This window comes from Nonomuraea marmarensis (assembly GCF_043197025.1).
Lineage (GTDB): Bacteria > Actinomycetota > Actinomycetes > Streptosporangiales > Streptosporangiaceae > Nonomuraea > Nonomuraea marmarensis.
Window position 1 is genome coordinate 1 of sequence record NZ_JBICRM010000075.1, and the last position, 13,135, is coordinate 13,135.

14 protein-coding genes and 2 pseudogenes are annotated in these 13,135 nt (G+C 65.7%); 5 read left to right on the forward strand and 11 right to left on the reverse strand.

Features of this window, described 5'->3' with window-relative positions:
• The coding region (locus ACFLIM_RS49280; protein ID WP_393177692.1) for a helix-turn-helix domain-containing protein at positions 1–478 on the reverse strand (478 nt) is incomplete at its 3' end.
• 681 nt (positions 479–1,159) lie between these two features.
• A complete protein-coding gene (locus ACFLIM_RS49285; protein WP_393177694.1) occupies positions 1,160–1,951 on the reverse strand; it encodes an SAM-dependent methyltransferase in 792 nt (263 codons plus the stop codon).
• A gap of 199 nt (positions 1,952–2,150) precedes the next feature.
• Here ACFLIM_RS49285 and ACFLIM_RS49290 point away from each other — a divergent pair, with 199 nt between their 5' ends.
• On the forward strand, positions 2,151–2,783 hold the full coding sequence (locus ACFLIM_RS49290) for a tyrosine-type recombinase/integrase (protein ID WP_393177716.1): 633 nt from the start codon (positions 2,151–2,153) through the stop codon (positions 2,781–2,783).
• Here the strand turns inward: ACFLIM_RS49290 and ACFLIM_RS49295 are convergent.
• On the reverse strand, positions 2,755–2,958 hold the full coding sequence (locus ACFLIM_RS49295) for a hypothetical protein (protein WP_393177696.1): 204 nt from the start codon (positions 2,956–2,958) through the stop codon (positions 2,755–2,757). The genes ACFLIM_RS49290 and ACFLIM_RS49295 overlap by 29 nt on opposite strands.
• Between ACFLIM_RS49295 and ACFLIM_RS49300 the strand changes: the two genes are divergently transcribed.
• Entirely contained in the window at positions 2,869–3,081 is a 213-nt protein-coding gene (locus tag ACFLIM_RS49300; protein ID WP_393177718.1) for a DUF6262 family protein, read from the forward strand. The genes ACFLIM_RS49295 and ACFLIM_RS49300 overlap by 90 nt on opposite strands.
• A gap of 269 nt (positions 3,082–3,350) precedes the next feature.
• On the opposite strand, the gene ACFLIM_RS49305 is transcribed toward ACFLIM_RS49300, so the two are convergent.
• The gene (locus ACFLIM_RS49305; RefSeq protein ID WP_393177698.1) at positions 3,351–4,142 is read right to left on the reverse strand and encodes an SAM-dependent methyltransferase; all 792 of its coding nucleotides are present in this window, start codon (positions 4,140–4,142) and stop codon (positions 3,351–3,353) included.
• Between the two features lie 156 nt (positions 4,143–4,298).
• On the opposite strand from ACFLIM_RS49305, the gene ACFLIM_RS49310 reads away from it, so the two are divergent.
• The gene (locus ACFLIM_RS49310; RefSeq protein WP_393177700.1) at positions 4,299–4,445 is read left to right on the forward strand and encodes a hypothetical protein; all 147 of its coding nucleotides are present in this window, start codon (positions 4,299–4,301) and stop codon (positions 4,443–4,445) included.
• Positions 4,446–4,642: 197 nt separating this feature from the next.
• Positions 4,643–4,765 (forward strand): hypothetical protein, encoded by a 123-nt coding sequence (locus ACFLIM_RS49315; protein ID WP_393177702.1) that lies wholly within the window; start codon positions 4,643–4,645, stop codon positions 4,763–4,765.
• A 104-nt stretch (positions 4,766–4,869) separates the two neighbouring features.
• Here ACFLIM_RS49315 and ACFLIM_RS49320 read toward each other — a convergent pair whose 3' ends face one another.
• The 5 genes and pseudogenes from ACFLIM_RS49320 to ACFLIM_RS49340 form a co-directional block, all read right to left on the reverse strand.
• Positions 4,870–6,243, reverse strand: a complete 1,374-nt coding sequence (locus tag ACFLIM_RS49320; RefSeq protein ID WP_393177704.1) for a S8 family serine peptidase — start codon at positions 6,241–6,243, stop codon at positions 4,870–4,872.
• A gap of 1,034 nt (positions 6,244–7,277) precedes the next feature.
• Positions 7,278–8,195: pseudogene (locus ACFLIM_RS49325) on the reverse strand (transposase); the annotation flags it as partial.
• Between the two features lie 222 nt (positions 8,196–8,417).
• The gene (locus tag ACFLIM_RS49330) at positions 8,418–8,927 is read right to left on the reverse strand and encodes a peptidoglycan-binding domain-containing protein (RefSeq protein ID WP_393177706.1); all 510 of its coding nucleotides are present in this window, start codon (positions 8,925–8,927) and stop codon (positions 8,418–8,420) included.
• Between the two features lie 124 nt (positions 8,928–9,051).
• Entirely contained in the window at positions 9,052–9,579 is a 528-nt protein-coding gene (locus ACFLIM_RS49335) for a hypothetical protein (RefSeq protein ID WP_393177708.1), read from the reverse strand.
• A 24-nt stretch (positions 9,580–9,603) separates the two neighbouring features.
• Positions 9,604–9,765: pseudogene (locus tag ACFLIM_RS49340) on the reverse strand (ATP-binding protein); the annotation flags it as partial.
• Positions 9,766–10,082: 317 nt separating this feature from the next.
• Here ACFLIM_RS49340 and ACFLIM_RS49345 point away from each other — a divergent pair.
• Positions 10,083–10,211, forward strand: a complete 129-nt coding sequence (locus ACFLIM_RS49345) for a hypothetical protein (protein ID WP_393177710.1) — start codon at positions 10,083–10,085, stop codon at positions 10,209–10,211.
• Between the two features lie 298 nt (positions 10,212–10,509).
• Here the strand turns inward: ACFLIM_RS49345 and ACFLIM_RS49350 are convergent, their stop codons facing one another.
• Together ACFLIM_RS49350 and ACFLIM_RS49355 are read right to left on the reverse strand one after the other, a co-directional pair.
• Entirely contained in the window at positions 10,510–11,034 is a 525-nt protein-coding gene (locus ACFLIM_RS49350; RefSeq protein WP_393177712.1) for an NUDIX domain-containing protein, read from the reverse strand.
• Between the two features lie 12 nt (positions 11,035–11,046).
• Positions 11,047–12,114, reverse strand: a complete 1,068-nt coding sequence (locus ACFLIM_RS49355) for a hypothetical protein (protein WP_393177714.1) — start codon at positions 12,112–12,114, stop codon at positions 11,047–11,049.
• Positions 12,115–13,135: the final 1,021 nt, after the last annotated feature.

Here is a 13,135-nt window from a genome sequence, read left to right on the forward strand (position 1 = left end):
AGTCCTTCCGGATGAAACAGGCACGAACCAGGACACCAGCACGCCTGATCAAGAAGTAGTCAACTACGAAGAGGCGGGGACTTCTACATGGCCACCAGCGGCGACACGCACTTGGCCGTTGACAGTAGTCGATGCGGAAGAGCTCCTTGATCAGTGTGGTGACGCGTGCCAGGGTCCAGCGTTGGTCGTCCCAGCCATGCGTGCCTGGTCCGCGGTCGAGCTCGGCCTCCAGTGTGACGATCTGCTCTTGGCTCAGGCGGCAGAGCGAGCCGCCCGGCCCTTTGGAGGCCAGGGCCTGTTTGCCGCCCTGCTTCCAGAGGCGGTGCCAGGTGCTGGCGGAGCTGGGGGTGACGCGCAGCGCCCGGGCGACCTGCGGCGGGGTCAGGCCGCGGGCGAACATGTCCGCCGCCTTGAAGCGGACCTGCTCACGATTAGCGCGCGCCACGGCGGACAGTCCGCCACCGTCGGGATATCGCACAGGAGAGTTGTACTGCTGAAATACAGGCATGTAACGCACCTATAGCGTTACGTATCCGTTCCGTCGCTGATTGCTAGCCCTTCAAGGTCTGTAGCTGTGGGGGAAACTCTATCCCGAGCTGAAGCCGCTCAGCAGAAACGCGCTCCGGCTGCATCCGCGTGCGGGAATCCCATCGTACGAGGACAGCTCCATCGGAGGCCCGCTGAGATGGCCGGCCGATGAGCCCTGGCCGTTGTGCGCCGAGGAACACTACAACGACGACGGTCTGTGTCCCCCGCTTCTCACGGTGAGGACGTGAATGCTCTTGAACGCTTCTGATCATGGAGACGGTAGGAGAGCCGGGGTTGCGGAGTGAGAGGGGTTCGCCTCCGCTGCCGGTGTGGGGATGTTTTCTACTGGAAGGCGGTGACCCGCCCGCCACGATCTGTTGAAACGGGCGGGTCCCCTCGGTGCGAAACGGGCACCTGATGGTGACGGTACGGGGCGACCGAGACAGCTGGATCGGCGGCTCGTGGCGGGTGTGCTGCGTTGTCCGGACTGCGGCGGAGTTTTGACTGGATGGGGGCATGCTCGGGCAGAACCCCGGTGTGCACGAGAGGCTCTGTCAAGTAAATGCATGTTACCGGCCAGTTTTTCCATTGTTCCCGAGGCCGGGTCCCCTCGGGAGGATCTGATGGCGCATCAGCGCTTTCGCCCCACCCCGCAGATCGCCGCCATCCCCGTCATCCGATCCAGCGCCGGAACTGACCCATCCGGACGCCACTCCGGCAGCGGCACCACTCCCGGGGGCACCAGTTCCAGCCCGTCCAGGAACTCGGCGATCCGCTCGGGCGATCGAAGCACCGCCCCCGTCCCCGAGGCGCTGTAGAAGCTCGCCGCCTTCCGGAGTTGCGGGGTGTCGCCGATGTGGCTGATGACCAGATACGACTCCGGCGGCAGTGCGTCCATCACCGTGCGGACGATCCGGTGGGCGTCCTTGTCCGGCATGAAGTGCAGCATCGCCAGCATCATCACCGCGATGGGCTGATCGAGGCCCATCAGGGCGTCCGCCTCCGCCAGGATCCGCTCCGGCTCGTACAGGTCGCCGTCCACCACATGCGTGTTGCCGGTCGTGGCCAGCAGCGCCCGCGCGTGTGTCAGCGCCACCGGGTCGTTGTCGACGTAGACGACTTCGGCCTCCGGACGCGCCTTTTGCGCCACCTCGTGGACGTTCTCCATCGGCGGCAGCCCTGCTCCCAGGTCCAGGAACCGCCCGATGCCTGCTTCACCGGCCAGGAACCACACCACCCGGCGAAGGAACAACCGGTTGTGATACGCCATCAACGGCATCTCGGGCACGGCGGCCTTGACCCGGTCGCCCATCTCCCGGTCGGCCGCGAAATTGTCCTTTCCACCCAGCCAATAGTCATAGACGCGAGCGATACTTGGAACGTTCGGATCGATACCTGTGGGGGCCTTCTCATCGTGGTCCATGGTCATGACGTTAACAACCCTGGCCCCCAGCCGTGGCCGTTGAGGGTCTGTCCCATGGATCATCACATCGGCGAGTCGGGCCACCTCGGAGGAGGGCTCCGACGCCGGGGTTGCCGCCTGCTTCAGCGCACACGGCATCGAGCCCTACGGCAACTCCAACTACGGCCGCGCGCTGGGACTGTTCAGCAAGCTGGCCCAGATCACCGACGCTGCCGGGCGTCCGGTCAAGCTCAGCCACACCCACCGGTTCCGGCACACCAAGCTGACCAAACTCACCGAGCTGGGCCTGCCAGTCCACGTCCTGCAACACTACGCGGGCCACTTCACCTCGACCATGTCCATGCATTACGTCGCCCGCCGCGACGAGCACGCCGAACAGGCATTCCTGGCCACTCGCAAGTTCAAGGCCGATGGCACCCGCGTGCTCTTCTCCACCGACGACCACGACGCCCTACACCTGCTGGATCGAGCCGATCGGTTCCTCACGGCTACTGCCTGCTGCCCCTGCAGACCTGCCAGAAGGGCAACGCCCTGCCTGACCTGCGGCGTCTTCGTCACCGATGACAGCCACCTGGATACACTCCAACGGCAGCTGGCCGAGACGACCGCGCTGATCGAGCGAACCAGGGCCCGGTTCCACAACCGGCACGGCCACCCCATGCCCGACGACAACGTCTTGCTCGTCCAACGCCAGGCCGAACGCGACGCGCTGGTCAAGCTCCTGGCGGCGATGCAGGCCAGCCCCGGCCGGGCCGTCCAGGGCGCGGGCACCCCCAGCAGCCCGGTCCCCGTGTCCGTCGACCTCACCCGCCACCGGAAGCAGCACTCATGACCGACCAGCGCCAACGCCGCATCAACACCTCAACCAGGCCGCCCGCCGCAAATCCGAAATCAAGACGAAAGCGGCCGAGGCCGCCATCCGCACGTTGATCAAGCGCGGCGAGCCGATCACTTTCCAAGCCGTCCAGGGCGAAGCCGGTGTCTCCCACTCCTTCTTCTACACTCACCCCACCCTGCGCCAACGCATCGAAACCTCCGACGGCAGAACCCGGCCGCACCCCCACCCGCTGCCGATCCCGCTGATGAGAACAACATCGTCCTCGCACTCACCGCGGAGGTCGCGAGGCTGAAGAAGCGACTCCGCGACCCGGACAAGGACCTACGAGAGGCACTCGCCCAGGCCCACGGCGAGAACCTCGAGCTGCGCCGGGAACTGGCCCGCCGCGGTGGCCCCGCCCCTCACGCGCAAACCAAAATCATCGGACCCTGCTGAGTACGTCGCAGCAATCGCAACAACGACACGACCAGGTGAATCGCTCCGCATTCAAGATCAAACCGGAGTTAACTACAGTACGTCTGGAAGCCGCCTGGTGCCTGCACGCCAACGGCGACCCGGCCCTCAGCGCTTTCGCCCCACCCCGCAGATCGCCGCCATCCCCGTCATCCGATCCAGCGCCGGAACCGACTCATCCGGACGCCACTCCGGCAGCGGCACCACTCCCGGGGGCACCAGTTCCAGCCCGTCCAGGAACTCGGCGATCCGCTCGGGCGATCGAAGCACCGCCCCCGTCCCCGAGGCGCTGTAGAAGCTCGCCGCCTTCCGGAGTTGCGGGGTGTCGCCGATGTGGCTGATGACCAGATACGACTCCGGCGGCAGTGCGTCCATCACCGTGCGGACGATCCGGTGGGCGTCCTTGTCCGGCATGAAGTGCAGCATCGCCAGCATCATCACCGCGATGGGCTGATCGAGGCCCATCAGGGCGTCCGCCTCCGCCAGGATCCGCTCCGGCTCGTACAGGTCGCCGTCCACCACATGCGTGTTGCCGGTCGTGGCCAGCAGCGCCCGCGCGTGTGTCAGCGCCACCGGGTCGTTGTCGACGTAGACGACTTCGGCCTCCGGACGCGCCTTTTGCGCCACCTCGTGGACGTTCTCCATCGTCGGCAGCCCTGCTCCCAGGTCCAGGAACCGCCCGATGCCTGCTTCGCCGGCCAGGAACCGCACCACCCGGCGAAGGAACAACCGGTTGTGATGCGCCATTAACGGCATCTCGGGCACGGCGGCCTTGACCCGGTCGCCCATCTCCCGGTCGGCCGCGAAATTGTCCTTTCCACCCAGCCAATAGTCATAGACGCGAGCGATACTTGGAACGTTCGGATTGACACCTTTGGGGGGATTCTCATCGTGGTCCATGGTCATGACGTTAACAACTCTGACGCCCAGCCGTGGCCGTGGAGGGGCTGTCCCATGGATCATCGAATCGGTGAGTCGCGAGGTTGAAGAAGCGACTCCGCGACCGGGACAAGGAACTACTAGGGGAATCGCTCCGCATTCAAGATCAAACCGGGGTTGACTCCAGTACGTCTGGAAGCCGCCTGGTGCCTGCACGCCAACGGCGACCCGGCCGCCGAAGCCTGGGTCGCCGCCCACCTGCACACCATCCTCCAAGGCCGCCCCGGCGAGGTGATCGGCGACCTCGACCGGCAAGCGACCTAGGTCGGGCTCGACCCCGAACGGCGCAAGGGCATCAACACGGCCATCGGCTACCTGACCGCCAAGCAGCCCTACCTCGCCTACGACACCGCGCTCGCTCCGGCTGGCAAATCGCCACCGGCGTCATCGAGGGCGCTGCCGCCACCTGATCGGTGACCGCCCGCGGAGCCCGCTGAAGCCTGCACGGAGCAGAGGCCATCTTGAAACTGCGCGCCCTGGTCAGCAACGGTGACTTCTCCGACTACTGGACCTACCACCTCGCACGCGAGCACCAACGCATCTACCAGACCCGCTACCAGCGCAAATACGACCTCACCGCGTGATCAGACCAGTCCCTTCAACACAGCCACACCCATCGAGGAACGAACGCCGCAGCACATCCAGCCCGTCCAGCATCGGCACCCACAATCACAAAGGCATGTTCAGATTAGCTTCGGGGCTGCGCGGGCGGATCCTGCTGACCGTACGGGGCGGGCGGCGACCCAGGGCCGACGGGCGGGTTCTGCCGAGGCCCGAAGCCTGGACGCCCGCTCCGCGGCGGGACCGGAGGTACGTCCTGTTGCGGAGGTTGGCCCGGCCTGCCGTACGGCCGTGGCTGACCGTGACCTGGGTAGCCCGGCATGAGGCCAGCCGCAGCGGCGCGCTTGTTGCGCGACATGAGGAACATCAAAAGCAGACCGGCGAGCAACAAGACTGCGATGACCAGCCCCGCGAATGCGAGCAGTCCGCCCACCTCGGACTTCTTGTGCTGCGCCGGCGGCTTGTGCTGCGCCAACGGCGCTCCCGAGCCCACCTTCTTTCCGTTGGCGGCCACCCATTTGTCGTAGGCCGCGAATACCGGGTTCGGTGTGTCTCGCGGGACCTCGGCTGTGGTGAGCGCCTGGTTCGGACGGACCGCACCATAACCGGTCTGGTCGTCCCTACCGTTCGGGCCGGCATCGCGGAGCCCAGCCATGATCCGCTGCACCACATCACGCGCAGATAGGTTCGGGAACTTCGACCGCACCAACGCCACCACTGCCGACGTCAACGCCGTCGCAGAGCTCGTCCCACCCTCCGACGTGTGGTATTTCCCGTCTCTGAGTACTCCGCCAACGCCTGTGGCAGGCGCCGCCGCCGCGACATAGGGTTGGCGCTGCGTCCTGACGTACGGCCGCAGCCGCGCGTCCAACCCACCGATCGCGAAGACGCCCGCACAATTCGCCGGAGTGTTCGAGAAATTCAACGAGTCGCCCTGGTTGCCGGCGCCCGCCACTATGACGACGTCGTGCTGGATCGCGTAGCTGACCGCCTCCTGGATGTCCTCCGGGCACGCCTGGGGCGCCACCTGGGAGATATTCACGACCTTGGCACGATGATCGGCGGCGTACCGGATCGCGGGTGCCATATCGGAGACGTGATTCGCCACGATGGGGAGAATCTTGGCTTTGGGTGCGACGCCAACGAAACCGGTCCCGCGCCCCTGTGAGGCAATCAATCCGGCCATCGCGGTGCCGTGACCCGGCGGGGCGTCGGTGTCGACATCGGTGCGTCCGTCGCCGCTACCGCTGTCAAGGTTCGTACCGGGCAACACCACGCCGGTCAGGTCGGGAATGCTCGCTTCCACCCCGGTGTCGATGACCGCCACCGTGATGCCCTGACCTTGGGTGATCGGCCATACCTTGTTCTGTACGGCCCAGGCAGTAAACCACCACTGCTCTGCACGCGGTCCCGGGACCGCCGCACCGCTACCAGCCGCAGTCGCTCCCACCAAGAACAGAGCCAGCGCCGTCGCGATGGCCGTGCGGGTCAACCGGCGCATCGAAACCCCTCGCCTCCGTGTGTCCAGATCACGCCAGCCGGGCCACGCCCGGCATGTCGGCAACACGTTGTCTGATCCTTTTCTTTATGGGGTCAACCGAATCACTGACGGCACGGTGATGTGGTGGCTCGGCGCGCTCTGTCCTGGGCCAGTCGCCGGCGTCCTCGTCGGCGGCATTTCCGCTGGGTGCGGTCTCCGTAGGTCACCATGCTTAGGCAGAACCGCGACGCCGTAAGCGTCCGAACACCCCAGCCGTATGTAATCCATCACAATCCTCCGACAGACAACAGCCGTTGCTTACTGGCCTAGCCTGGCCGACTAGTGCGGTGACCACCTCGCCGGTCACCCGCGCACCCACCTCATGACCGTCCCGGCGGCCAGCGGGGCCCTGGAAACCGATGGGATGAGCGCAGCCGACACAGGCCCTGCCACCTGCCGAGCCGCGCACCCCACAACCCCATACCGTCCCGGCGATCACTAGCATCCGCCGACCTACGAGGCCGCCTCCAGGTCCTACGTCCTCGGCTCCGCCTCCGGGCGCTCCACCTGAACCCAGCCTCTCTCCGGCGTGCCCGTCACCTACCCCGGAACGCCAGAAAAAAAAGATACTCAGCCACGAAACCCCGCGCTTGACCGGCCCTCGCTTCTTCAGGGATGAATGGATACGACGATACGTGTGTCTCGCCAGCGAGACACACGTATCGTTCCCGATCCATCGTCGCCCAAGTTAAGCGCATTACGCTCGGCTCTTGAGTTCCCCTTCGATTTGCGTTGCAAGAGCGTTGCACTGTGGCAGGCACAACGATGTCCTCATCCTCCGTCGTCCGCCGAACTAGTTCGATAGCGCTGCACTGTCCAGGACCGATCTAGCCAAATCGTTAAGGCGAGCAGGATCCGGCAACGTCCCGGGCCGGCGGCCAGCGCACCGATCGCGGAAATGTCGGTGTCTCCGCCGACCAGAGCCGGCGCGGATTCGGTTCGCGTAGAATATGGCTAAACCTGCATCGATTGTCTAGTACGGCAGCCGCCATTTGTTAGCTGACCTGGACATATGCGGTGGCCAGGCGAGCTCGGTGATGGAACCAGCGGGCACGTGCTTGATGACGGCGTCTCCAGGCTGACCAATGTGCGGCGTGTTCCAGCGACGATCTGCGGGTGGTGGCGGTGTTGAACAGGTGCTTGATCTCGGCGACCGTCAGCGGGATCAGGCCGAGATCCTCGGGCGGCTGTTCATCGGGGTGGCTGGGCACCTCGGCCTGGGTGTCGGTGCGGCGCCGGGCAGCTGCGGCGCTGATCGCGCAGACGGCCAGGGCGGCCATGACCAGCACGAGGTGCCGTAGGAGAGCCTCATAGAGGCGGACCTGGGCTTCATCCAGGCCGAACAGGCTCTTGCCGGCCTCGAAACTCTCCTCCACCGGCCATCTCAGCCCTGCGGCGGCGATCAGGCGGGGCAGGGTGACTGGTTGGCCGTCGGGGACGAAGCAGTAGTGGAAGGCGAGTTCGCCGGTGGTGCGGTGCTTGCGGACCAGCAGGAAGTGGGCGGGGCTGGCGGTGGCGATCCAGGCCCAGGCGTAGGTGCGCTCGCCCTTAGAGCCGTCACCGGCCGAGCGGATGGTCCACTTGCGCTTCTGCTTCAAGTACTTGGCCACGACTTGTTCGCAGGTCAGGCAGGTGCCGCCGCCGAGGGTGAGGGTGAAGGTGGTGCGGATGCGCAGGACGTAGGCCTGGGCGCGTTCTTCCAGGAAGGTGCGTAGCTTGGTGCAGGCGCCGTAGACCTCGTCCCCGGCCACGAAGTCCAGGCGCACGTCGTCGGCGTAGGCCTCGCGGAGCAGGTCGATGGCCAGTTCGCCCTTGGTGGCGAAGGCCAGGTCCAGCGGCAGGCCGGTGGTGATGGCGGTAATGGGGTCGCTGATCTGCTCGGCGGGGATCCATTGCCGTGCGCCGATCAGAGCCGCCTGGTGCTAACGGCGCATCCGTTGGAGCGGGTGGGTGCCTACGCGCTCGCTCATCTCGGGGAAAGCGTCCTCACGGGGTTCGCTACTGGCGTTCGTTGGTGCCGTGGGAAAGGTGACGGGCGATGCCGTCCGTGCCGCCTTGGTACGGAACACCAAGAGCGGGGAGGGTTTCTGGCTCAAGGCGAGCATGTCGTTCTTCCCAAACTCCAAGATGAATCATCACAGCAACGTGAAAAGGGACGACGACACGATCGGCGACGCGATCTGGCCGTCGGCGACCGCGACGTCGCCGGGCTGCACCTTGCCGGTGACGTCGAGGCCGAGGTCCTCCTGCCAGTCCTCGACCGCTTCCCTGGTGGTCCAGGTGAACTCCTTGTCCACGTCGAAGCCGGTGTAGCCGAGCTTGTCCAGGTTGCGTTCGAGCAGCTCAACGTCCCTGCCTTCGACGCCGTCCTCCAGGGTGCGGTAGAGGGGCATGGTGCCGTACAGGAGGGGGCGGCGGTCGGCGTCCACGCTGTAGACGCCGTGACCCCTGGTGATGGTGGAGCCCTCTCCGGGGAGCCAGGTGATCGTGCCCTGGGATTTGCCGGTGACGGTCAAGGTGTCGCCGTAGCCGAGGGTGCCGTCCACGGTCTTGGTCGCGGTGAGGGTCGTGCGGGTCACCTTCGCGGTGGCGGGGGGTGTGCGGGTGGCGACGGCCGTACCCGTGCCGTTGCCGCCGAAGCCCACGGCGGCGGCCGCGACAGCGGCGGCGAGCAGCGCGGCACCGCCCGTCCACGCGAGGGCCCGCAGCGGACGGCGGGGGCGCGGGGTAGGGCCCGGATCGCCCGCTGGCTCTTCTCTCCCACTTGTGTCACTTGGTCGCCCCTGGCTTGGGGATCCTCTTGTTGCAGGTTTCGAGCGCCTTCTCGAACTTGGCGTCTCTCCGGTTGACCTTGCTCATGGTGCCGCTAGGGAAGGTGCCGTCGGGGTTGGGGTCGGGCATGTCCACGCCGTTCTCGCGCATGCACTGCGCGAGCTGGCGCAACTGCTCGACGTCCTCCCCGTTGATGCCCCCTCGCAGCTTCGACGGCGCGTATTCGCGGCAGGCCTCTAGGGCCTTCCTGAGCTTGGTCTTGTCGGTCTCTCCGGCGATCTCCTTGAGGCCGCCGCCTCCGTTGGGGTCGGGGTCGTCCATGGCGACGCCGTTCTCGCGCATGCACTGGGCGAACTTCCTGCCTTGCTCCTCCTGATCGGCCGTGGCGGTCGGCGAGGCGCTCGCGGCGGCCCCTGACGGGTTGCCGACCGCTACGGAGGCGACTCCGGTGTCGCTCTGCTGGCCGCCGCAGCCCGCGAGGGCGAACGCGGATAGCAGAGCCGTGGCGATGAGTGTCCTTCTCATGCTCCCGAATGTGCCGAGCGCCCTTCAAAGCGGGCTGGGAGCCGCCTGGGAGCCAGGTAGGAGCACGCGGAAGGTGGCGCCCTCACCGCGTGCGGTGTCCACCTCGACACGGCCGCCGTGCGCGCGGACGATGGCCAGGCCGAGCCCGGCGCCGCCGTCGGCCCTGGATCTGCCCTGGCTGACCCGGGCGCGGGCGCGAACGAGGTGCTGGCCTTGCGGGCGTTGCGTCTGCATGAGGAACGGCTCATGGCGGGGTCGAGCCGCTGGTGGTTCTACGCAACAACAACCGTGGCCAGACGCTGGAGGTCCAGTCGTTGGAGCAGCCGCTCGCCGAGTGGTTGCGGCGCTCTTCACGCCCACCGCGCTGGCGTGGCTTCGCGGCGTTGGTGCGCGCCCATGCGACAGCGGATAGAGCCGGCATCGTTGGCTGGCGCGTAACGCCTTCCGTTCGCCGGATCGGATCGTCGGAGCCTGCATCCGATATCTGACGGGCGTATCTCGACATGGGTGTGATCCGTGAGGACTCCAGCGACCTGGCCGAGTTGTGCCTGTCCTTCGTGAACGAGGTGACGCGAATGAACCAGAACGAGATCGACGAGATCAAAGCGGCGGGAGCGCAGGTGGCGGCCTGATTGAAGGCGGAGAACTCCGCTGGCCAGTTGCGGAAAACGCTTCCTGGCCAGCAAAGACACGATCTGGATACGCGTGGCATCGGCGAGCGCCTTGAACCAGTTCGCGTACTCTTCGGCCTCGACCCTGTCCAATAATTCCATCGATAATCGTCGATAGACGATATTCAAGTCCTCGTCTAGCTACGCCACCGTCCGTCACCGCGGTGGCGAGACCAGGGCGTCCATGCGGGTGCTGTCATTCGTGCGAGCCCGACGGTGTTCGCCGTCATCTGGGATGGAGAGAAGCCTCAGGCAGCTTTCAGACGAGCGAGTGACCGTTCTCGCAATAGACGGTGAGCCTCGCTGGAAGGGCGTAGAGTGCGGCGCGTACTCGGCGCCATACATATGGTCGCAGCAGTTCAGACAGCTCGGCGGGATTGGCCAGTCGGAGGCTGCATAGCTCGGGGTCCACGATCTTCAGTTGTGAAAGTTGCTGGTGGCTTCGGATTCCGCCGTCGAAGATGAACATCAGGGAGTCGTCCCAGGGTCCGTGGGGTGATACCCAGTCCACCACGAGTGGGCGGCCGATCTCGATGTCGAGACCGAGTTCTTCTTTGAGCTCGCGTCGGGCGGCTGCGGCGGGGGACTCGTTGGCTTCGGCCATGCCGCCGGGTAGATCCCAGTCGGGTTTGTAGGCCGGGTCTACGAGTAGGACGTGGTCGTGTTCGTCGCGGATGAGTACGTCGGCGCCTACGCGTTTGCGGGCCTGCCGGGCGTTGCCTTCGGCGAGGTAGGCGTTCCATGCTTCGGGATCGCGCTCGTAGAGCGGCGCGTCGGGGCTCACTGGAGGACCTCCTTATTGGTACATCCAGCATCGCTCGCGATACGCGTGCTCCAGTACCTCGAGGCACTCGGCGACGTTTCTCTGCTCTCGGTGCGCCTCCAAGTGCTCACGTAGATCGGCGAGTTGTTGGGTGACGATGAGCGAGCTCAGCGATCGGGTGTCCGCCGCTGCGCTCGTGATCAAGGCGCATGCCTCATCGAGTTGATCCTGCTTGAGTAGTGTCCGGGCCAGCACCAGTTGACCGAATGCTCTACTGCGAGTCCGGTCTGCTGCACGCAGCGTAAGGAATCGCCGCGCGTGGTGTTGTGCTTCGATGAGCTTTCTCAGCTGCAGCATCGATCGTGCCGTATCGAGCGCCAGCGTCGCCTCATCGTACGGCGCGGTCCATGCCGACGGCGGATTCTGCGGGCGATGTCCTAGCGCATCCTCGGCGCGGATCAGCAGTCGGGAGCACTCGCTGACACTTCCGGTTTCGGCCGAACCGCAGGCGGCCATGGCGAGCAGGCGCGCATGCGTGGCGGGCGCCGATGTGCCGGTCTTGACGAGAGTGTCGACGCCACGCTGGGCCAGGCCAATAGCGTCCCGAGAGTGGCCAGTCCGCAGGGCGAGGTGGCTCATGCTGCCCATGATGTGCGCTTGGAGTTGCCGGTCGCTGCTCAACCCCGCGAAGTCCAGGGCCCGGTGGAAGTGCCGGTCGGCGACGTTGTCCTTGCCCACATCGTGGGCCATCCAGCCGGCCATCTCGGTAAAGGCGGCAGCGGCGATGAAGGCTTGTGGTCCGTCGGCACCGCTGAACAGACGTGGGGCGATGTCGTGTTCCAGGTAGCCGATCACGGTTGCATAGAGGTGGCCTCCGCCTATCCGCCGGTCGGCTTCACGGAGGGAGGTCATCTTGCCGAGATCACTGTCTGTGTCCGTAGGAGGGTGCGATAGGCCGATCTCGGTGGTCTCGGCGAACAGGACACTTTCGTCCATCTGGAAGACGGCGCAATACAGGAGCCGGTAGCGCTCACTCATCAACGCGACCTTTCCCGACTCCCAGCGGCGGATGGAGCGGACCAGATCCGCGTGCTCGGGCAAGTCGTTACGGTCTTGCCCGGCCGCTGCTCGTAGGCGGCGCGCGGTGGAGTGAATATCCCATTTACGCGCCTTGCGCTCAGTACGGATCCTCGCTGGCCACAACGGTGGACCGGCCATGTCCGCCTCCGCGTTCGCCTCGTGTACCTAACGTGTTGGCTGGTAGTCCCCATTCTCTCCCTTCATCGCTGGGACGGCAGGCCCTATCTCGGAACCTCTGCGAAGGTGAGAGGGCTCCTGTGCCCTCATCTTGATCGACTGTCCTGATCGGGCGGAGGTACTCGCGCCAGAGGGGCCTCACTGGGGGTGAGACGCTCGGCGAGCATTCGGCAGATCGGCAGTGGGGGTGTTCACGAGTGGTTCTGATCAGGCATGGGAAGTGAGTCTTGAAGATCGCTTCCGTGTGTCACGAATGCAGGAGGAATGTTATGTAGGCAGACATCTCTGATTGCAATGCTGCGTGGGAGATGAAGGTCATGGCCCTTCGGAGTCGCCCTGCGGGGGGAGATTCCAAACCGCCTCGTGCTGCGTTGGCTGAAGACCGTCGTGGTGAGCGATCGAGGAAAAGGCGCCTGCGAGGCGTCAGGTGGGGTCCGGAAAGGCGAGCGCAAGCGAATCGCTGCTGACGTGTCGGAAATCTACAGATGGCATCGAAACCGGGGCGTGGAAGCGGCTCCGGGATAAGTCTGGCGGGTGCCCGTTTTATTGGCCAGGCGGTGCCCGGCATGGAGGCGACGCGAGTCCGGTCTGCTGCTCCCGCGTGGAACGTGAGAAGGCGTGCCCCGACACCGATCACCCACCTGGGTGGCGAGAGGGAGTGCCCGAGTCAGGTGTGCCCTGTAGGGCTTGAGTACCGTCGCGGGGCACGTCGGCGGACCGGCTCGTAGTAGCGGTGAGGGTGTGCCACGAACGTGGAGAGGGGCTTGTGATGTAGGTAGAGCTTCTTGAAGCGGTGCTGCGTGGAAGATGAAGGTGATGGCCCTTCAGAGCCGCCCTGCGGGGGGAGGCTCTAAACCGCCCACAT